The 21431-nt window shown below is 44.3% G+C and carries 19 protein-coding genes and 2 tRNA genes; 19 read left to right on the forward strand and 2 right to left on the reverse strand.

Annotation, left to right across the window (positions count from 1 at the left end; translation table 11 throughout):
- Position 1 precedes the first annotated feature (1 nt).
- The 3 genes from OW495_RS16270 to OW495_RS16280 all read left to right on the forward strand — a co-directional run bounded on the left by OW495_RS16270 (position 2) and on the right by OW495_RS16280 (position 1437).
- Positions 2-78: transfer RNA gene (locus OW495_RS16270), tRNA-Met, on the forward strand.
- A gap of 76 nt (positions 79-154) precedes the next feature.
- Positions 155-239: transfer RNA gene (locus OW495_RS16275), tRNA-Leu, on the forward strand.
- A 157-nt stretch (positions 240-396) separates the two neighbouring features.
- On the forward strand, positions 397-1437 hold the full coding sequence (locus OW495_RS16280; protein WP_102514091.1) for a lactonase family protein: 1041 nt from the start codon (positions 397-399) through the stop codon (positions 1435-1437).
- A gap of 108 nt (positions 1438-1545) precedes the next feature.
- Here OW495_RS16280 and OW495_RS16285 read toward each other — a convergent pair whose 3' ends face one another.
- Positions 1546-2721, reverse strand: a complete 1176-nt coding sequence (locus OW495_RS16285; protein WP_102514092.1) for a 2-octaprenyl-3-methyl-6-methoxy-1,4-benzoquinol hydroxylase — start codon at positions 2719-2721, stop codon at positions 1546-1548.
- Positions 2722-3030: 309 nt separating this feature from the next.
- On the opposite strand from OW495_RS16285, the gene miaB reads away from it, so the two are divergent.
- The 5 genes from miaB to lnt all read left to right on the forward strand — a co-directional run bounded on the left by miaB (position 3031) and on the right by lnt (position 8757).
- On the forward strand, positions 3031-4455 hold the full coding sequence (gene miaB / locus OW495_RS16290) for a tRNA (N6-isopentenyl adenosine(37)-C2)-methylthiotransferase MiaB (protein WP_017104422.1): 1425 nt from the start codon (positions 3031-3033) through the stop codon (positions 4453-4455).
- Positions 4456-4615: 160 nt separating this feature from the next.
- A complete protein-coding gene (locus tag OW495_RS16295) occupies positions 4616-5737 on the forward strand; it encodes a PhoH family protein (RefSeq protein ID WP_102514093.1) in 1122 nt (373 codons plus the stop codon).
- On the forward strand, positions 5738-6199 hold the full coding sequence (ybeY, locus tag OW495_RS16300; RefSeq protein ID WP_102514094.1) for an rRNA maturation RNase YbeY: 462 nt from the start codon (positions 5738-5740) through the stop codon (positions 6197-6199).
- Positions 6200-6319: 120 nt separating this feature from the next.
- A complete protein-coding gene (corC, locus tag OW495_RS16305) occupies positions 6320-7210 on the forward strand; it encodes a CNNM family magnesium/cobalt transport protein CorC (protein ID WP_017104425.1) in 891 nt (296 codons plus the stop codon).
- Positions 7211-7242: 32 nt separating this feature from the next.
- Positions 7243-8757 (forward strand): apolipoprotein N-acyltransferase, encoded by a 1515-nt coding sequence (gene lnt / locus OW495_RS16310; protein WP_102514095.1) that lies wholly within the window; start codon positions 7243-7245, stop codon positions 8755-8757.
- Positions 8758-8835: 78 nt separating this feature from the next.
- Here the strand turns inward: lnt and OW495_RS16315 are convergent, their stop codons facing one another.
- Positions 8836-9306, reverse strand: coding sequence for a zinc ribbon-containing protein (locus OW495_RS16315; protein WP_017104427.1), 471 nt, complete (start codon positions 9304-9306; stop codon positions 8836-8838).
- Positions 9307-9571: 265 nt separating this feature from the next.
- Here OW495_RS16315 and leuS point away from each other — a divergent pair, with 265 nt between their 5' ends.
- From leuS to lipB, 11 genes are all read left to right on the forward strand, one after another.
- Positions 9572-12148 (forward strand): leucine--tRNA ligase, encoded by a 2577-nt coding sequence (gene leuS, locus OW495_RS16320; protein WP_139684618.1) that lies wholly within the window; start codon positions 9572-9574, stop codon positions 12146-12148.
- 227 nt (positions 12149-12375) lie between these two features.
- Positions 12376-13032 (forward strand): LPS assembly lipoprotein LptE, encoded by a 657-nt coding sequence (lptE, locus tag OW495_RS16325; RefSeq protein ID WP_102326995.1) that lies wholly within the window; start codon positions 12376-12378, stop codon positions 13030-13032.
- A gap of 9 nt (positions 13033-13041) precedes the next feature.
- Positions 13042-14067, forward strand: a complete 1026-nt coding sequence (holA, locus tag OW495_RS16330; RefSeq protein WP_017104430.1) for a DNA polymerase III subunit delta — start codon at positions 13042-13044, stop codon at positions 14065-14067.
- 66 nt (positions 14068-14133) lie between these two features.
- The gene (gene rsfS, locus OW495_RS16335; protein ID WP_017104431.1) at positions 14134-14451 is read left to right on the forward strand and encodes a ribosome silencing factor; all 318 of its coding nucleotides are present in this window, start codon (positions 14134-14136) and stop codon (positions 14449-14451) included.
- 3 nt (positions 14452-14454) lie between these two features.
- A complete protein-coding gene (rlmH, locus tag OW495_RS16340) occupies positions 14455-14925 on the forward strand; it encodes a 23S rRNA (pseudouridine(1915)-N(3))-methyltransferase RlmH (RefSeq protein ID WP_065104956.1) in 471 nt (156 codons plus the stop codon).
- Between the two features lie 6 nt (positions 14926-14931).
- Complete coding sequence (gene mrdA / locus OW495_RS16345; RefSeq protein ID WP_017110192.1) at positions 14932-16824, forward strand: penicillin-binding protein 2; 1893 nt, start codon at positions 14932-14934, stop codon at positions 16822-16824.
- The gene (rodA, locus tag OW495_RS16350) at positions 16824-17945 is read left to right on the forward strand and encodes a rod shape-determining protein RodA (protein WP_065104958.1); all 1122 of its coding nucleotides are present in this window, start codon (positions 16824-16826) and stop codon (positions 17943-17945) included. Before mrdA ends, rodA begins: the two co-directional genes overlap by 1 nt.
- 3 nt (positions 17946-17948) lie before the next feature.
- Complete coding sequence (locus tag OW495_RS16355; RefSeq protein WP_029223454.1) at positions 17949-18788, forward strand: septal ring lytic transglycosylase RlpA family protein; 840 nt, start codon at positions 17949-17951, stop codon at positions 18786-18788.
- Between the two features lie 93 nt (positions 18789-18881).
- Entirely contained in the window at positions 18882-20063 is a 1182-nt protein-coding gene (locus OW495_RS16360; RefSeq protein WP_017062336.1) for a serine hydrolase, read from the forward strand.
- Positions 20064-20294: 231 nt separating this feature from the next.
- Positions 20295-20573 (forward strand): DUF493 family protein YbeD, encoded by a 279-nt coding sequence (ybeD, locus tag OW495_RS16365; protein ID WP_029223455.1) that lies wholly within the window; start codon positions 20295-20297, stop codon positions 20571-20573.
- 195 nt (positions 20574-20768) lie between these two features.
- The gene (gene lipB, locus OW495_RS16370) at positions 20769-21428 is read left to right on the forward strand and encodes a lipoyl(octanoyl) transferase LipB (RefSeq protein WP_076668146.1); all 660 of its coding nucleotides are present in this window, start codon (positions 20769-20771) and stop codon (positions 21426-21428) included.
- The last annotated feature ends 3 nt before the right edge of the window (positions 21429-21431 follow it).

A 21431-nucleotide genomic window follows, 5' to 3' on the forward strand; every position in this document is an offset into this window, starting at 1 on the left:
TGGCTACTTAGCTCAGTTGGTTAGAGCACATCACTCATAATGATGGGGTCGCAGGTTCGAATCCCGCAGTAGCCACCATTCTTTCTTATGAAAGAAAAAGAACAAACAACGTTATATTGAATCACCAATGTCGATATAACTATAAAGATTTGCTGCGGTCGTGGCGGAATTGGTAGACGCACCAGATTTAGGTTCTGGCGCCGAGAGGTGTGAGAGTTCAAGTCTCTCCGACCGCACCATCATTGAATAAAACCCAGCTTTTTAGCTGGGTTTTGTTTTATCTGGAATATGTAAATCTGTAAGCCAAGTCACCAAGTATTCTCTTCTATAACCTCACTTTTACTGCGATTTTATTAGACAATGTCTGCTCCATTTCCTAACTGAGTATGACTGCCTATGAAAACCCTCCCTTTAACGATCGGTTGCTACACAGATTCTCCAAGTAATAGCCAAGGTGTATATGAAACTCAGTTAGATCTAGAAACGGGAACGCTGTTGCCTTTAGAGCTTATAGCGGCCTGCACTAACCCCTCGTTTGTCACCACGACAAAGCTAGGGATCTACACGGCTTCTGAAGTTGACCAAAAGATACAACCACAGCTGATTCATATACCGAATGCTGATTCAACAATAGCGTCAAATACTGGGCCAATTTCGGGAGATCACCCTTGTCATATCGCTATAGATCCCCACAATAAGTTTGCTATTACATCGCAATATTCATCAGGGACATTCGATATCTTTAGTTTAAGTATCAATGGCAATATCGATAAACGGCTCAAAACACTCAAAATGGTTGGTTCTGGACCTGATGCAGAAAGACAAACTGGCCCACATGCTCATCAAAGCCTTTTCCTGAAGAACTCTCCGCAGTTTGTCACCGTCGATCTCGGAGCCGATCGAATCAACTTCTATTGCTTTGACGAAGAGCAAGAAGAGTTCCTTGATGAACCAATGCAATCTATCAAAGTGCGTGCAGGGAATGGACCTCGTCACCTGACCTTTAATCAATCTGAAGATAGAGCCTATGTCGTATGTGAGCTCTCTGAAACGATATTGATTTTGGAAAAGTCTTTAGGGGTGTGGAATATTGTGGAAGAAGTTGATGCACTTCCTAATTTGGAAAAAGGAGAAGCAGCGGCTGCAATTAAGCTATCGCCAGATGAGCAATTCCTTTATGTGTCTTGCCGACATCAATCCAGAATCAGTTGTTTTAGAATAGACTCCGTCACTCAAAAGCTCATTTTTATGGATAGTTACGATGTTGAAGGTAAGTTCCCTCGCGACTTTCATATCACTAATGACGGGCAATGGCTTATCGCCGCAAACCAGCATTCCAACAACCTCACATCATTCAAACGAGATATTGAAAATGGATCCCTCACCTATACTGGATGCTCTTTAGCCATTGATGCACCTGTGTGTGTAACACAATAGTACTAAGAACTAAGAACTAAGAACTAAGAACTAAGAACTATCACGAAATCAAAAAAGGAGAGCCTCTGCTCTCCTTCTTTTTATAACTCGATAATTTGGACTAACCAATCACAACCCTAAAGCGTATTTAAGCACCTGTGATTTAATCGGCCCTGAGTTTTCTGCTAGCTTTAGTGCAGCATTACGCACAAACTTGAGCGGGCCAATATCATTACTGAACGTTTTGTAGAAAAAGTCCATGCCACTTTGCATCATTAGATTGTCACCTCTTCTGATCACTTCATAGCGTCTCGCCACAGATTGATTCAATTCACCTTTCTCTTTGGTGGTATCCAATAGTGCTGCCACATCTTTAAAGCCCAAGTTAACACCCTGCCCTGCTAGAGGGTTAATCGTATGTGCAGAGTCCCCGACAAGAATACAATTATTCTTCGAGTATGATTGAGCATGACGTCGAGTCAGAGGAAATGAGCCCGAGTTCAACACTTTTACATCACCTAATTCTGCAGGGAAGCTAGAAATAACTTCATTACGTAATTTTTCTGGGCTCATCGCAGAAAGTTGCTTAATACGAGAAGGCGAGTCATACCACACCAAAGAACCCTGCCCTACCTCTTTACCTTCAGACATTAGCGAACACAATGGAAGGAATGAACGGGGTCCACTCGGTAAAAAATGTTGCCAAGTAATATCTTGCTGAGGAAGTTCTGTTTCTACATTGATAAGCATGCAGTGCTGTCGGTAATCCCAAGCTGTAATGCCAATTCCAGCTTGCTGACGAACGGCTGAATTTGCACCATCAGCACCAATCACCCAATTAGCTGATAACTCACCTCCTGATTGGAGCTTAACGATATTGGTTTCGCCAAACTCAATCGAGTCTAATTTCTCTGGGCATAAGATCGTTAAATTATCGTATGCTTCAAACTGAGCCCATAAACCCAATTGGATTAATCGATTCTCAACAATGTAACCTAAACGAGGTAAATCAAGAGATGCGGCATCAAAACGAGTACGACACTCTGGGTGCTCCCAGGTTTCCAAACGCTTGTAAGAACAAACACGCATTGCAGCGATGCTTTGCCATGCACCCAGCTCTTCAAGCAAATCAACTGAAGCCTGAGAAATTGCTGATACACGAATATCCATCGCTTGTGAGTCATCATAAACTTTTGGAGCAAAGCCTTCGATCACGGCAACATTCAGTCCTTGTTGAGCAAAGCCGATTGCAGTCGCAGCACCAACCATGCCACCACCCACTACTACAATGTCGTAACTGTTCATATTTTGTACTTATCATTTTGATTCTTTGACTGTTTTCGATTGTACGTTTTCACAACTAACTTGTAACCAAAAACCTTATTCGAAAGAAGGGTTACCCCTTGCTGTACCTAGCGTTAACAATAATAAAAACCACTACCGAAGAGATTTTATCAGACTACTAGTCAGTCGGTTTTGAAACCAGTACAATACGCGGCTTGCTGCCAGAGCCGGTCATAAAAGCTGAATGCGTTAATATGACAAACGGCACTTGCAGATGAATACTGGGCGATTTGCTCCCTTAAATTAAACTAACGATCGAGCGAACAAAAAATGAGTAAGAAACTGCTAATTAAAACTTGGGGCTGTCAGATGAATGAATACGATTCATCAAAAATGGCTGACCTGCTTAACGCTGCAAATGGCTATGAGCTAACTGAAGTACCTGAGGAAGCAGACGTACTACTCCTGAATACTTGTTCTATTCGCGAAAAAGCGCAAGAAAAAGTATTCCACCAGCTTGGTCGTTGGAAAACGCTTAAAGATAAAAAAGAAGGTGTGGTGATCGGTGTGGGCGGCTGTGTAGCAACTCAAGAAGGCGACCATATCCGTCAACGCGCACCTTACGTTGACGTAATCTTTGGCCCTCAAACATTACACCGTCTGCCAGAAATGATTAAATCATCTCTGTCTAACGAAAAACCTGTAATGGACATCTCATTCCCTGAGATCGAGAAATTCGATAACCTTCCAGAGCCAAAAGCAGACGGCGCAACGGCGTACGTTTCTATCATGGAAGGTTGTTCTAAGTACTGTACTTACTGTGTTGTGCCATATACTCGTGGTGAAGAAGTTAGTCGTCCAATGGATGATGTACTTTACGAAGTTGCGCAACTTGCAGAACAAGGTGTACGTGAAGTAAACCTACTTGGCCAAAACGTAAACGCATTCCGTGGCCCAACTCACGAAGGCGACATCTGCACGTTTGCAGAACTACTTCGCCTAGTTGCGTCTATTGATGGTATCGACCGTATTCGTTTCACAACAAGCCACCCGCTTGAGTTCGGCGACGACATTATTGAAGTTTACAAAGACACACCTGAGCTTGTGAGCTTCCTTCACTTACCAGTACAAAGTGGTAGTGACCGCATTCTTACAATGATGAAGCGTCCACATACGGCAATCGAATACAAATCTATCATCCGTAAACTGCGTAAAGCTCGCCCTGATATTCAAATCAGCTCTGACTTTATCGTTGGTTTCCCTGGTGAGTCTAAGCAAGACTTCCAAGATACGATGAAACTGATCAAAGAAGTTGATTTCGATATGAGCTTCAGCTTTGTTTTCTCTCCTCGTCCAGGTACACCAGCTGCAGATTACCCATGTGATGTGCCAGCACAAGAGAAGAAAGATCGTCTATACGAGCTACAACAAACGGTGAACACTCAAGCTATGCGCTTCTCTCGCCTAATGTTAGGTACAGAGCAACGTATTCTTGTAGAAGGTCCTTCAAGAAAGAACCTAATGGAGCTTCGTGGCCGTACTGAAAATAGTCGTGTTGTGAACTTTGAAGGTTCTGCTGATCTTATCGGTCAATTCGTAGACGTTAAGATTACTGAGGTTTACACCAACTCACTTCGTGGTGAACTGGTTCGTACAGAAAAAGACATGGGCCTACGCGTGGCAATGACTCCAGCAGAAATGATGGAAAAAACAAAACGCGAAGATGAGCTAGGTGTAGCGACATTTACGCCTTAGTCAGATAACGTTTGAGAACAAAGCTCAAACGAAAAGCTTGAAATTACCTAACTAAGTGACCATCTTAGAAATAGGGAATCACCATCAGAAGCCCGGTCTATATCGGGCTTCTTGCTCTTTTTTTTATTTAAGAGTGAGTGGCACAAAATGAGAGGCTAATTTGAGCAATAAAATCGTTACTTTAGAGATCAACCTAGAACCTGCCGACAACCTACGTTTGGCAAGCTTATGTGGTCCATTCGACGACAATATCAAACACCTTGAACGCCGTCTTGGCGTTGAAATTAATTACCGTAGTAACTTCTTCACCATAGTAGGCAAGCCTCACACCACAGCGGCCGCTCTAGATATCATCAAGCACCTCTATGTAGAAACGGCTCCGGCCAAAGGCAACGTGTCCGATATTGAACCTGAACAGGTTCACCTCGCAGTCACTGAGTCAGGCATTTTGGAGCAACATGTCGAGTCTGAAATCGACTACGGCAAAGAAGTGACCATTAAGACTAAAAAAGGTGTCATCAAGCCACGTACACCCAACCAAGCTCAATACTTGATGAACATGGTCACTCATGACATCACCTTTGGTATTGGCCCTGCTGGTACAGGTAAAACGTACTTAGCAGTAGCGGCAGCGGTAGATGCTCTTGAACGCCAAGAAGTTCGCCGAATCCTACTGACTCGCCCTGCCGTTGAAGCGGGTGAGAAGCTAGGTTTCCTTCCGGGCGATTTAAGCCAGAAAGTCGATCCATATTTACGTCCACTTTACGATGCGCTCTTTGAGATGCTTGGTTTTGAGCGTGTTGAGAAACTGATTGAGCGTAACGTGATTGAAGTTGCTCCTCTGGCTTACATGCGTGGTCGTACACTGAATGATGCATTTATCATTCTAGATGAGAGCCAAAACACTACGGTAGAGCAGATGAAAATGTTCTTAACCCGTATCGGTTTTAACTCTCGCGCTGTTATCACAGGTGATATCACTCAAATCGATTTACCTCGTGGTGCGAAATCAGGCCTACGCCACGCGACTGAAGTGCTCAGTGACGTTGATGACATTAGCTTTAACTTCTTCATGTCTGAAGACGTAGTTCGTCACCCTGTGGTTGCTCGTATCGTCAACGCGTACGAGAAGTGGGAAGCAAAAGACCAGAAAGAGCGTAAAGAGTTTGAACAACGTAAGCGTGAAGAGCGCGAAGCTAAGCTTCTTGAGGCTCAACAAGCCGTTACGACACAATTAGCAACACAAAATAGCTCTGTAATTGCAGAACAAGGTGATAAATAGATGTCTATTGAACTAGACCTGCAAATAGCGGTCGAAAATGAGCAAGATCTTCCAACCGAACAAGATATTCAGCTTTGGTTGGATAAGACAATTCCTCAGTTTCAAGAGAATGCCGAGCTCACCGTTCGTATTGTTGATACAGAAGAGAGCCACCAGCTCAACCATGACTATCGTGGAAAAGATAAGCCAACTAACGTGCTGTCTTTTCCATTTGAAGCGCCACCAGGAATGGAATTAGATCTACTGGGTGACCTTATTATCTGCCGCCAAGTTGTCGAAAAAGAAGCAGAAGAGCAAAATAAGCCTCTGCTAGCACACTGGGCTCATATGGTTGTACATGGCAGTCTGCATCTGCTAGGTTATGATCATATCGAAGATGATGAAGCTGAAGAGATGGAGTCACTCGAGACAGAAATTATGCAAACTATGGGCTTTGAAGACCCTTACATTCTAGAAAAGTAAATTGACTCTGGTAACGTAGATTGCAGAGAAACAAGAACTCATCGAACCTGTTATTTTCACAGGAATCTGAGTTTTAATGTGTGCTATCACACTTCTGATAGCGTTATTTTTTGAGAAATCATGAACGAAGGTAACCCCCCCACTTCTGAGGGAAGTAAAAAATCTGAAGGTCCGAGTAGAAAGTCCTTCTTTGAACGTCTAGGCCAAATATTTCAAGGCGAAGTTAAAGATCGCCAAGAACTTGTGGATGTAATCCGCGGTTCTGAAATTAATGACCTAATTGACCACGACACCCGCGACATGCTCGAAGGTGTTATGGAAATTTCAGAGATGCGAGTACGCGATATCATGCTGCCTCGCTCTCAAATGGTTACAGTTGAACGCACCGACGATTTAGATACGTTGATTGCGCTTATTACTGATGCTCAACACTCTCGCTACCCAGTGATCAGTGAAGATAAAGACCATGTTGAAGGCATTCTATTAGCGAAGGACCTACTTAAGTATTTGGGTTCAGAAAGTGCCCCATTTGATATCGAACAAGTGATTCGCCCTGTCGTGGTTGTTCCTGAAAGTAAGCGAGTTGATCGCCTGCTCAAGGAATTCCAAGAAGAGCGTTACCACATGTCTATCGTTGTCGATGAGTTTGGCGGTGTTTCTGGCCTGGTAACCATTGAAGATATCCTCGAAGAAATCGTTGGTGAAATTGAAGACGAATTCGACGATGAAGAAGAAGTAGATATTCGTAAGCTGAGTAAGCATACCTTCGCTGTTAAAGCTTTAACCACTATTGAAGATTTCAACGATACGTTTGAGACCTCTTTCAGTGATGACGAAGTGGATACAGTCGGCGGCATGGTAATGACAGCATTAGGTCACTTACCGGTTCGTGGCGAAATTGTAGAAATCGAAAACTACCATTTCAAAGTGACATCAGCTGATAACCGTCGTGTGATTCAGTTGCAGGTAACGATACCTGACGAACAACCTCTTCCAACTATCGAAGAATAACAACTTCTCTCTAAAGAGATGACAGAAATTAGATGACTAAACTATTTAATCATCGCCTATTACGGCCGCTTGCGGCCGTTTTTGTTGGCGCTATAACAACCCTTTCATTCGCTCCGTATTCAATATGGCCTCTTGCTATTCTCAGCCCAGCGTTATTGCTGTTACTGATCAACAATCGCTCTCCTAAAAGTGCGCTTTGGATTGGTTACGCATGGGGCTTAGGTCAATTCACGACTGGTATTAGTTGGGTATACGTCAGTATTGATGGCTTTGGCGGAATGCCTCTGGCTGCCAATTTATTCTTAATGGCATTGCTTGTTGGTTATCTTGCGATCTACTCCGGTCTATTTACTTGGAGTTTAAACAAATTCTTTCCAAGCAATAACCTAAGCCGATTTTTTCTTGCTGCCCCTGCACTATGGTTAATCTGTGATTGGCTACGCGGTTGGGTAATGACTGGCTTCCCGTGGTTATGGCTAGGTTACAGCCAAATCGACTCTCCACTAGGTTCATTCGCACCGATTGGTGGTGTCGAGCTTGTGACGCTAGCGATTATTGTGTCGGCTTCTGCACTCGCTTATACGATCATCAACAAAGCATGGAGTGTCGCTGTCATTCCTGCTGTTGTATTTAGCACGGGTTTTGGTCTTCGCAATGTCGATTGGGTAACGCCAAACCCTCAGAAAACAACGTCAGTGGTATTGATTCAAGGCAACGTCGATCAAGACAGCAAATGGCTACCTAGCCATCGCTGGCCAACCATGATGAAGTACACAGACCTAAGCAGAGAAAACTGGGACGCCGATATCATCATCTGGCCTGAAGCGGCTATTCCAGCATTCGAAGTTGAGATTCCATCTTTCCTACGCAACTTAGATAGCGCAGCGAAGATGAACAACAGCTCAATCATTACTGGCGTGCTGAATCAATCTGAAGATAAGAAGTACTACAACAGTGTTCTTTCACTTGGTGTGAATCCATATGGTGAGTACAGCTACGATCCAGACGAACGCTACCATAAGCATCACCTGTTACCGTTTGGTGAGTTTGTTCCATTTGAAGATATCTTGCGCCCATTAGCACCGTTCTTTAACTTGCCAATGTCATCATTCAGCCGTGGCGACTTTGTTCAACCAAACATCGTGGCAAATGGTCGTCATCTAGCGCCTGCGTTGTGTTATGAGATCATCTTTAATGATCAAGTTAGACAAAACGTAACAGATGAAACTGACTTTATTCTAACGCTCTCTAATGATGCGTGGTTCGGCCGTTCGATTGGGCCATTGCAACATATGGAAATCGCACAGATGCGTGCTCTGGAGCTTGGGAAGCCACTAATTCGCTCTACCAACAATGGTGTAACGGCAGTAACGGATCACAAAGGCAAGATCATCAAACAAATACCGCAGTTTGAAACGGCAGTATTGAAAGCTGAACTCATTTCAACGGATGGTCAAACCCCTTATCACGTGGTCGGTACGTGGCCACTGTATATCTGGGCATTGCTGAGTTTGGTGGCGGGCTGGTTTATGAGAAGAAAAGACTAGGTTCGAGGTAAAGTTGTTGAGGGTTGGCTAATTCAGTCAACCCTTTTTTATTGCTACGGTTTAATATGGTTCAGGAACTTATGGCTTAAGCGCTTTACGGCTAAACCCTGTCGAACCACATTTAATACACGGAATAATCGTCGTTGGGTGGTTATATTCGGTTTGATGCCCACACTCATCACAAACGAGTGTTCCGAGCCCAATAACCTCATCCGCTTGATACAAGCCTTGATGTTCTAAGTCTTGAAACAGTTCAACCCATTCCACCTTAGTACGATCAGTGATATCCAACAGCCCTTGCCAAATAGAATCTGTGATCATCAAATAAAATGGACCACCTTTACTCTCCTCATAGCTTTCGGAGAACTCTTTTAAGTCCGACTTCACATAGGCCGAAATCAATGACAATTCGTCTTTGGTCATGTCATTGGCTGCTTTCGCATATTTACCTGACGTTTCTATTTTGTTGTTGAGCTCTTCAGGACTATGCTTCAGCGTTTCTATCACCTCTTCGACGACTTCTTCATAGAGTGCTTTTTTCTTCGGCATAACGACCTCCTTAAGATGACCAAGCTTTATCTTAGTGAACGGGCCTGCCGTTAAGCGACCAGTTCCTAACAAACAAATGCAATTCATACCCTTAAGTATAGCTGTCGTAAGTAATTCGGTTGAATTTACGCAATCAACCATGCTGCAACTGCAAGTATGAAGGGTATAACTATTGTTGTACTAAGCTCCTTTAGGTATTCTATGACGATCTGTAAGATTCTGTTCTAACCGAACTCACAAATTCCAAGATAACCGGATACCATCGATGCAAGAACAATATAACCCGCAAGAGATTGAACAAAAGGTTCAACAACACTGGGATGACAGCGAGACTTTCGTTGTAAGTGAAGACCCAAATAAAGAAAAATTCTACTGTCTTTCTATGTTCCCGTACCCAAGTGGCCGACTGCATATGGGTCACGTGCGTAACTACACCATCGGTGATGTGGTATCTCGTTTCCAACGTCTACAAGGCAAAAACGTAATGCAGCCAATCGGTTGGGATGCATTCGGCCTACCTGCAGAAAACGCAGCTGTAAAAAACAACACAGCGCCTGCTCCGTGGACTTACGAAAACATCGAATACATGAAAAACCAGCTTAAACTTTTGGGCTTTGGTTACGACTGGAAACGTGAATTCGCAACATGTACACCTGAGTACTACCGTTGGGAACAAGAGTTCTTCACAAAACTCTACGAACAAGGCCTAGTTTACAAGAAGACTTCTTCTGTTAACTGGTGTCCAAACGACCAAACTGTACTAGCGAACGAGCAAGTAGAAGACGGTTGCTGCTGGCGTTGTGATACTCCAGTAGAACAAAAGAAGATCCCTCAGTGGTTCATTAAGATCACTGAGTACGCTCAAGAGCTACTAGATGATCTAGACAACCTTGAAGGTTGGCCTGAAATGGTTAAGACCATGCAGCGTAACTGGATCGGTCGCTCTGAAGGTGTTGAGCTATCTTTCGCTGTTAACGGTGAAGAAGCGCCACTAGAAGTTTATACAACTCGTCCAGACACGCTAATGGGTGTTTCTTATGTTGGTATCGCTGCGGGTCACCCTCTTGCAGAGAAAGCATCACAGAACAACCCTGAGCTTGCAGCATTCGTTGAAGAATGTCGCAACACCAAAGTGGCTGAAGCTGAACTCGCGACGATGGAAAAGAAAGGTATGGATACTGGCCTAACGGCTATCCACCCTCTTAACGGTCGCGTTGTTCCTGTTTACGTAGCTAACTTCGTTCTTATGGATTACGGCACAGGTGCTGTAATGGCGGTTCCGGCTCACGATCAACGTGACTACGAATTCGCGACTAAGTACGGCATCGATATCATCCCAGTAATCAAGCCAGAAGATGGTTCTGAGCTAGATGTGTCTGAAGCGGCTTACACTGAGAAAGGTGTACTGTTCGATTCTGGTGAATTCGATGGTCTTGCGTTCCAAGAAGCATTCGATGCAATCGCTGCAAAGCTTGAAGCTGAAGGCAAAGGTAAGAAGACTGTAAACTTCCGTCTACGTGACTGGGGTGTGTCTCGTCAGCGTTACTGGGGTGCTCCAATCCCAATGGTAACCACTGAAGATGGTGAAGTTCACCCAGTACCAGCAGACCAACTACCCGTTATTCTTCCAGAAGACGTGGTAATGGATGGCGTAACTAGCCCAATCAAGGCGGATAAGTCTTGGGCTGAAACAACATTCAATGGCGAACCAGCGCTACGTGAAACTGATACGTTCGATACGTTCATGGAATCTTCATGGTACTACGCACGTTACTGTTCACCACAAGCTGACGACATTCTAGATCCAGAGAAAGCAAACTACTGGTTGCCAGTTGACCAATACGTTGGTGGTATCGAGCACGCATGTATGCACCTGCTTTACTCTCGTTTCTTCCACAAGCTTCTTCGTGATGCGGGTTACGTGACATCTGATGAACCGTTCAAACAGCTTCTATGTCAAGGCATGGTTCTGGCTGACGCGTTCTACCACACGAACGAGAAAGGCACGAAGGAATGGATTGCTCCAACTGACGTGACGATCGACCGAGACGCGAAAGGTCGCATTGAAAAAGCAATCGACAACCAAGGCCGCGACGTTGAGCACTCAGGCATGATCAAAATGTCTAAGTCTAAGAACAACGGTATCGACCCACAAGAGATGGTAGACAAGTACGGCGCTGATACCGTACGTCTATTCATGATGTTTGCATCGCCTGCAGATATGACGCTTGAGTGGCAAGAGTCTGGCGTTGAAGGCGCAAACCGCTTCCTTAAGCGTGTTTGGAAACTGGTTCACGCTCACTCTGCTAAAGGTGCGGCTGAATCTGTTGACGCTTCTGCGCTGTCTGGTGATCAGAAAGCACTTCGTCGTGATATCCACAAAACTATCGCGAAAGTAACGGACGATATCGGCCGTCGCCAAACATTCAACACTGCCATCGCTGCGATCATGGAACTGATGAACAAGCTAGCGAAAGCACCTCAAGAGTCTGTACAAGATCGTGCAATTCTTGATGAAGCGCTAAAAGCAGTGGTTCGCATGCTTTACCCAATGACTCCCCACATCTCTTACGAAATGTGGATTGCACTAGGTGAATCAAACGTTGACTCAGCAACATGGCCAACTTTCGATGAGAAAGCGCTAGTTGAAGACGAGAAGACTATCGTTGTGATGATCAACGGTAAGCTACGTGCGAAGCTAACGGTTGCAGCTGACGCAACAGAAGAGCAAGTTCGTGAGCTTGGTCTAAACGATGAGAACGCTAAGAAGTTCCTAGATGGCTTAACTATTCGTAAAGTTATCTTCGTACCTGGCAAGCTTCTGAACATCGTAGCTAACTAATATTAGTTAACTAACACTGGCTAACGAACTAGTTGCATATTAAAGCGAACTAGTTTTAGTCTGCACATATAACTGCTGAAACGAACTTATTTTGTTTTCAGTAGTCTCTAGACAGGGTGCAACATTGCCCTGTCTACTTATTTAAGTGCTTTAGACTCAGAGTCCTACGATTCGAAAGCTCTAAAGCCTTTAAATAAGTATTCTACCTTCATGAGAGCCATCAAATAATGCGCCTGATTTCACTATCTTCATTGAAAGTTACTATTGTTGTTTTAACCGTTAGCCTGCTAAGTGCCTGTGGTTTCCACCTACGTGGTGATTACTCCGTACCAGAAGAACTCAACAAGATCTCTGTGACCAGTTACGACCAATACAGTACGTTCACACGTATGATGAAAGGCCAGCTGCGTATGAATGATGTAGAAATTGTGCCACCAGCTGAGAACACACCTAACTTGCACATTATTAGTGAGAGTGTAGGTGAGCGAACGCTGTCTCTATACCAAAACACTCGTGCAGCAGAAAAAGAGCTGACGTTCCGTTCTTCATATCGAGTAACCATCCCCGATCTAGGTTCAAAAACATTCTCAACCAGCGTGACTCGTAGTTACCTTGATAACCCGCTCACAGCACTCGCAAAATCGGTTGAACGTGACATGATTGAAGATGAAATGCGTAAGCTTGCGACAAGCCAGATCCTTCGTCAGATGGCTCGATTGAAAGCGAACATTGCAGCAGGTAGCATGGATCTACAAGCTCTGGAAAACGTTCAAGTAAAAGAGCTAGAAAAGCAGTACAACATCAAGAACATCGAAATTGACGACGTTGAGATCGACGCCAGTACAGCACCTGATGCTGAGCCTAGCGTAACGGTTGAGCAATAGGTTTATTCGATGCGTATTTTTGCCGATCGTTTATCTGAACAACTTGCTAAGCAGTTAAGCAACGTTTACCTAATTTTTGGTAATGAGCCTTTGCTGCTACAAGAAAGCCGAGAAGCGATTCAAAAAACAGCCAAAGAGCAAGGCTTCGAAGAGCGTCACCGTTTTGCGATTGATAATAGCCTCGACTGGAATCAAGTCTATGACTGCACTCAAGCATTAAGCCTATTTTCAAGTCGCCAGATCATCGAACTTGAGCTGCCTGAGTCTGGGGTTAACGCTGCGATTGCGAAAGAGTTACTCGCGATTTCTGAGCATATTCACAACGATATTTTATTGATATTGGTTGGCACTAAGCTGACGAAAGCCCAAGAGAATGCAAAATGGTTCAAAGCACTCTCGAATCAAGGGCATTGGGTAAGCTGTTTAACTCCTGATGTCAGCCGCTTGCCTCAGTTTGTCCAAGCGCGTTGTCGTCAGGTTGGCCTATTACCTGATCCAGAAGCGATTCAAATGCTGGCTCAATGGCACGAAGGCAACCTCTTCGCCCTAACTCAAAGCCTTGAAAAGCTCGCTCTTCAGTATCCTGATGGAAAACTCACATTAGTCCGACTTGAAGAGTCACTGAGCCGACATAACCACTTTACGCCATTCCATTGGAGTGATGCGTTATTGGCTGGCAAAGGTAACCGTGCACAAAGAATTCTGCGTCAGTTAGAAGCCGAAGGTGTCGAACCCGTCATCTTGCTGCGTAGCATACAACGTGAGCTTGCTCTGCTATTACAAATGCAGCAACAAATGAAACAGATGCCAATCGGGCAGGTTTTTGACAAGCACCGTATATGGCAATCTAAGAAACCTCTTTATAACGCAGCGCTAACAAGAGTTTCGATTTCTCGATTACACTCCCTGTTTGCGTTGCTCACTCAAGCTGAATTGATGACAAAAACCCAATATGAACAGTCGCCTTGGCCACTAATTCATCAGTTAAGCGTAGAGTTTTGTATCCCTTCCGCTTCTATACCGTTTCACGCATAAAAGCGTGTTATATTCTAGGGTCAAAATACCCTAAACAAAGCTAAATTCAGATTAAAGGAACACCCAGTGTTACGTGAAGAACTAAAAGACTTTCTTGCAGACAAAGCCGACGACATGAAAGCAGAATCGATTGTAACTATCGATGTAGAAGGCAAATCAAGTGTGACTGATTTCATGATTGTTTGTACTGGCACTTCTAAGCGCCACGTTGCCTCTATTGCACAACATGTCGCAGATGAAGTAAGAAAAGTAGGTCTACAACCGCTAGGTATGGACGGACAAAAAGAAGGCGAATGGGTTGTCCTAGATATGGGTACGAGCATGCTGCACGTTATGCAAGAAGAGCATCGTGAGCTATATCAACTAGAAAAGCTTTGGAGCTAAGCGTTGAAAATCCAACTGATTGCTGTTGGCACTAAAATGCCAAAGTGGGTAGAAGAAGGCTTTCAAGAGTATCGCCGTCGCTTCCCTCACGACATGCCATTAGAGCTCATTGAGATCACTGCAGGTAAACGTGGCAAAAATGCCGATATTGCACGTATTCTTCAAAAAGAAGGTGAAGCGATGTTGGCAGCGGTTCCAAAAGGCAACCGTATTGTCACGCTCGATATCCCAGGTAAAAAATGGGATACACCACAGCTTGCTGAGCAATTAGAAAGTTGGAAGTTGGATGGACGCGATGTGTCCATCCTCATTGGAGGGCCTGAAGGATTAGCCCCTGCATGTAAAGCAGCCGCGGATCAAAGCTGGTCTTTGTCAGCACTGACCTTACCTCATCCATTAGTACGCGTTATCATGGCTGAAAGCTTGTATCGAGCTTGGAGCATCACTGCTAACCACCCGTACCACCGAGAATAAGCGTTAATGTTACGTAAACGTAGCCAAATCCGTGACTACAAAGCAGAAGCACGACTATTCACTAGCCGTGCTTTTGTTGCGTTTATAGGGATCATAGTCATGATGACTATGTTGGTTGTTAACCTGTATAACATTCAGGTCAACCAATATCAGGACTATAAAACTCGATCGAATGACAACCGAATAAAGGTTGTGCCTATCGCGCCCAATCGCGGTCTGATTTACGATCGAAACGGAGTACTCCTTGCGGAAAACCGCCCGGTTTTCAACCTCGAGATCATCCCAGAAAAAATTAAAGATATGGATGACACGCTCATCCGTTTGCAAACCTTAATTGAGATTCCTCCTGAACGTATCGAGCGCTTTAATCGTGACCGTCGTAATTCACGACGCTTTAAGTCGGTACCGATTCTTAACCAGCTCACTGAAGAGCAAGTGGCTGTTTTCTCAGTTAACCAACATAAATTTCCAGGCGTAGAAGTCACCGGAACTTTAAAACGTTTCTATCCTTATGGTGATGTTCTCACCCACGTAATTGGCTATGTCTCGCGAATCAACGATCGCGACATGCAACGCCTAGTTCGAGAAGAAAAAGACGCCAACTACCAAGCCACTCGTGACATTGGAAAGCTCGGTATTGAACGCTATTACGAAGACATGTTGCACGGAACTGCTGGCTATCAAGAAGTTGAAGTCAACAGCCGCGGACGCGTAATTCGCACACTCAAATTTGTCCCTTCAGTACCGGGTAAAGATATCGTGCTCAATCTCGATATCAAACTGCAGACGTACGTACACAAATTGCTCGACGGACGCAGAGGCTCAGCTGTCGTTCTCGATCCAAAAGACAATGGTGTATTAGCGATGGTATCAAGCCCAAGCTATGACCCGAACGCCTTCGTACACGGTATTTCATCTAAGGGTTACAATGCTCTATTACAGGATAAAAACCGACCTTTGGTTAACCGAGCGACTTTAGGTATATACCCACCAGCTTCAACCATCAAACCTTTCATTGCTGTTGCAGCATTGCAAGAAGGTGTCATTACACCGAACACGACACGAAATGATCCGGGTTATTGGAAAATACCCAATTCAAAAACCAAACCGTTTCGTGACTGGCTTCGCTGGGGACACGGTAAAGTTGATATCGTCAAAGCAATTGAAGAGTCTGTTGATACCTTCTTCTACCAAATATCCTTTGATCTGGGCATCGACCGCTTATCTAAATGGATGATGATGTTCGGTTTCGGTGATTACACCGGTATTGATATCTACGAAGAAAGTAAAGCCAACATGCCAACCCGTGAGTGGAAAATGGCGCGACATCGTGTGCCTTGGTATCAAGGTGACACCATTCCCGTTGGTATTGGACAAGGTTACTGGACAGCGACACCAATGCAGATAGCGAAAGCGACATCGGTATTGGTTAATGAGGGTGAAGTAACAGCACCTCACCTATTGCGCTCAACCATAGAGAACGGTCGTCCATTCGATGAACAAGTTCTTTCGGAAATCGAGACCTATCCACCAGTAACGGGTGTAAAACAGAAATATTGGGATATTGCCCAAGAAGGCATGAAACTGGTAAACCACGGCAAAAAAGGCACAGCAAGACGCTCATTCCAGAAAATGTCTTACATCTCTGCCGGTAAATCTGGTACCGCACAGGTATTCGGCCTGAAGGAAGATGAAGAGTACAACGCAGACGAGATTGCCGAGCATTTACGCGATCACGCCCTCTTTACTGGTTACGCTCCTTTTGAAAACCCTGAAGCAGTGGTCACCATTGTTTTAGAAAATGCAGGTGGTGGTTCATCTAATGGTGGCCCAGTAGTAAGAAGGATTTTAGACCATATTATCCTTGCAGAAGATTATGAAAGTAAGGCAATAAAATAATGAAACTTGATCCTTCAACTGGACGAAATAGAGCCTTATTCGAACGGCTACATATCGATCTGCCGCTATTGCTCGGCATTCTGGTTTTAATGGGCTTTGCCTTATTGATCATGTACAGCGCAAGCGGCCAAAGCCTTGCGATGATGGATCGCCAAGCGATGCGTATGGCTCTGTCTTTGGGTGTGATGATCTTCTTGGCTCAACTCTCACCACGCACTTATGAGAGCTTAGCTCCCTTGCTATTTGCAGGCGGTGTTATTTTGCTACTTGGAGTGCTGTTCTTTGGTGAAGCCTCTAAAGGTGCACAACGTTGGCTGAACTTCGGATTTGTTCGATTCCAACCCTCAGAGCTACTAAAGCTTGCGGTTCCTTTAATGTTGGCAAGGTTTATTGGTAAGCGTTCACTACCACCGACTTTCCAAACCCTTGCGATCTCGTTGGTGATGGTGTTTGTACCCACGATTCTCATCGCTAAACAGCCCGATCTAGGAACGTCAATCCTGATTGCGGCCTCTGGTATCTTCGTTATCTTCCTTGCTGGGATCAGCTGGAAAATAATTATGAGTGCAGCGATCGCACTGGGTGGGTTCATCCCGATCCTGTGGTTCTTCTTGATGCGTGAATATCAGAAAGTACGTGTAAGAACCCTTTTTGATCCTGAATCAGATCCATTAGGTGCGGGCTACCACATCATTCAGAGTAAAATTGCGATAGGTTCTGGTGGGGTGTCCGGAAAAGGTTGGTTACAAGGCACGCAATCTCAACTGGAGTTTATTCCGGAGCGACACACCGACTTCATTTTTGCGGTAATTGCCGAAGAATGGGGCATGATCGGTATTTTGTTTTTGCTCGCTATCTACCTATTCATTATTGGACGTGGTTTATTTCTGGCGAGCCAAGCACAAACGGCATTTGGCCGAATGATGGCTGGCAGTATTGTACTGAGCTTCTTCGTTTATATTTTTGTAAACATTGGCATGGTAAGTGGCATCCTACCTGTAGTTGGGGTCCCTCTTCCGCTAGTCAGCTACGGCGGCACCTCAATGGTTACTCTCATGGCTGGATTTGGTATTTTAATGTCGATCCATACACACAGAAAAGCATTCTCAAAGGCAACCTAATTGATGTCTATTAAAGCATTCCCCCTAACAACATCTTTGGTCAATGAGCTGCCAATCAAAAAAATGTTGTCTATCGTCGGCTTGGCGGTTTTGATTAACGGCTGCTCTTCCCAAGAGCAAAAAGGCCGTTACGACATTGATTCTGATATTGCGCCAGATGTGCCAATCTCAGTCGAGCACTTAGAAGACGCTCATCCGCAGTATGAACCTTACAGCTTAGGTGGTAACACTAACTACACTCTGCGTGGTGAAGACTACAAAATCGTAAAAAAAACCGAAGGGTTTACCGAGAAGGGAAAAGCCTCTTGGTATGGTAAAAAGTTCCATGGCCATTTAACCTCAAATGGCGAGATCTACGACATGTATTCGATGTCGGCAGCGCACAAAACATTGCCCATTCCAAGCTATGTAAAAGTGACAAATACCGATAACAACAAAACGACGATTGTTCGTATCAATGACCGAGGCCCATTCCATGAAGGCCGAATCATTGACCTTAGTTATGCGGCAGCTTACAAGCTCGATGTCTTGAGAACAGGCACAGCAAATGTTGAGATAGAAGTCATCACTGTGGCTATGCCAACAGACGCGAATAAAAAGGCTGCTTTGCCGCAATTTATTATTCAGGTAGCCACATCGCCACATGAAGATAGAACCGAGAAGTTAGCCAAAGATCTAGGCGAAAAGCTAGCTGTAGCAACGTTCTTGCAGCCAAATGACGACAACTACCGTCTGATGCTTGGGCCATTTCATGACTATGCTCTGACTCAAGAGAAATTAGAACAAGTTAAGCTGATGGGTTACCCGTCAGCTTATATAAAAAAGCACACGCTAACTCGCTAATTAATCTAACAGTTACTTCTGGTAATCAGCGCTCTGGTGTGACAGAGTGATTCTGTTAATATATGAATAGTTCACCAAATAATTGCATTCAAAATGATTAAATCTAATAAACTTGTTAAATCGATTTTTGCTACTTCTGTTGCTCTTTCTGCAACGATAGCTACATCGTCATTCGCCGCTCCTATTGTTGTACCTGATGCACCTCAAATCGCCGCTAAAGGTTTTGTTCTGATGGATTACCATTCAGGCAAAGTACTAGCAGAGAAAGAAATGAACACTCAGCTTTCTCCAGCAAGTTTAACCAAGATGATGACGAGCTACGTGATTGGCCAAGAGCTTGACCGTGGTAACATCAACTTAAACGACGACGTTGTCATTAGCGAAAACGCTTGGGCTAAAAACTTCCCAGACTCATCTAAGATGTTCGTTGAAGTAGGTACAACGGTTAAAGTTGAAGAACTGAACCGTGGCATCATCATTCAATCAGGTAACGATGCTTGTGTTGCAATGGCTGAGCATATTGCTGGCTCTGAAGACGCATTCGTTGACCTAATGAACGCTTGGGCAAGCTCTATTGGCATGAAAGACACGCACTTCGCTAACGTGCACGGTCTAGACAATCCAAACCTATACTCAACGCCTTATGATATGGCTTTACTTGGTCAGGCACTGATTCGTGACGTTCCTGATGAGTACCGTATCTACTCACAGAAAAAATTCACTTACAACGGCATCACCCAGTACAACCGTAACGGTCTGTTATGGGATAAGAGCATGAACGTTGATGGCATTAAAACTGGCCACACGAGCAACGCAGGTTACAGCCTAGTAAGCTCAGCAACAGAAGGCAAAATGCGTCTTGTTGCGGTTGTGATGGGCACGAAGAATGCGAACGCTCGTAAAACAGAAAGCAAAAAGCTACTGAGCTACGGTTTCCGTTTCTTCGAAACAGTGGCACCACATACTGCTGGCGAAACATTCGTTGAAGAAAAAATCTGGATGGGTAGTAAGGACACAGTTGCTCTAGGTGTCGACGAAGATACTTTCGTGACTCTACCTCGTGGCCAAGCGAAGAACCTAAAAGCTAGCTTCGTTCTTGAAAAAGAACTGGAAGCACCGATTAGCAAAGGCGATGTTGTAGGTAAACTATTCTACCAAGTTGATGGTGAAGACGTTGCTGAATACCCGCTACTTGCACTTGAAGATGTAGACCAAGGCAGCCTATTTAGCCGTCTATGGGATTACCTAGTACTGCTATTCAAAGGTTTATTCTAAACGAGTCAAACGTTTGTTCTAGCAATACATAAAGTTCTTGTATAGCTAACCTAATGAGTAAATTACTTATTTACGCATTAACGAACCAAAAGCCGCCATGTGCGGCTTTTGTTGATCTTGAGTTCGATGATATTTACACGTAGTATTCCGCCTTATTACTCGTGTCTGTTGACCGAACACGCTTTTTATCGACATTTCGCCAATTTGCGAGAGTCTAGCCTTTTGGAGCTAATCATGAACATCAATTCTGATGCAAAACTAAAAGACCTCTTAGAGTTCCCTTGTTCATTCACTTACAAAGTAATGGGCTACGCTAAGCCAGAGCTTACAGAGCTAGTGCTAGAAGTGATCCAGCGTCATGCTCCTGGTGACTACAGCCCAACACTAAAACCGAGTGCGAAAGGCAACTACCACTCTGTTTCAATCAATATTACAGCGACTTCTATTGAACAAGTAGAAACGCTATACAAAGAGCTGGGCGATATCGAAATCGTTCGTATGGTTCTGTAATCGACGATTACGCATGGAAAACAGCGGCTTATTGCCGCTGTTTTTGTTTGAAGCACCCTATTGGACTCAAAATCATTCAACTTAATTTTCAATAAATACAAAGAAAGTTGAAAAACCTTGCAGTCCGTCTGTAGTTAGAATCATGTTTCGCGTTTATAATGCGTTCACTTTATTAATCCTTGGGGGAGTGCTGCTTTGCAAAATAAGCTAATCGTAAAAAAATTAGGCCGTCAGGATTACGAACCTGTATGGAAAGCCATGCATAAGTTCACAGACGAACGCACAGAAGAAGACGTAGACCAAGTTTGGTTGGTTGAACACAACCCTGTCTTCACTCAAGGACAAGCAGGCAAAGCCGAGCATGTATTAAATGCTGGTGATATCCCTGTCATTCAAAGCGATCGCGGTGGCCAAGTGACTTATCACGGCCCAGGTCAGTTAGTCGCTTACTTTTTGATTAACATCCGCCGCAAAAAATTCGGAGTACGTGATTTGGTGACTCATATTGAGAACCTCGTAATCAACACTCTGAAAGCTTACAATATAAATTCAACTGCCCGACCTGACGCACCTGGTGTCTATGTCGATGGCAAGAAAATCTGTTCACTCGGATTACGAATTCGACGCGGCTGCTCATTTCATGGGCTTGCACTCAACGTCGATATGGATCTGTCTCCGTTCCTACGCATTAACCCATGTGGTTACCAAGGTATGGAAATGGCGCAGGTAAGCCAGTTAGGCGGACCAAGTGAATTAGAGAGCGTTGAGCAACAGTTAATACAAGAGCTAGTAGAACTACTCGGCTATGACCAAGTAGACATTCAAGCCACCAGTAACATTACAGCAGAAGCATAAAAT

This window comes from Vibrio sp. 14N.309.X.WAT.E.F5 (assembly GCF_030397615.1).
GTDB classification, from domain to species: domain Bacteria; phylum Pseudomonadota; class Gammaproteobacteria; order Enterobacterales; family Vibrionaceae; genus Vibrio; species Vibrio lentus.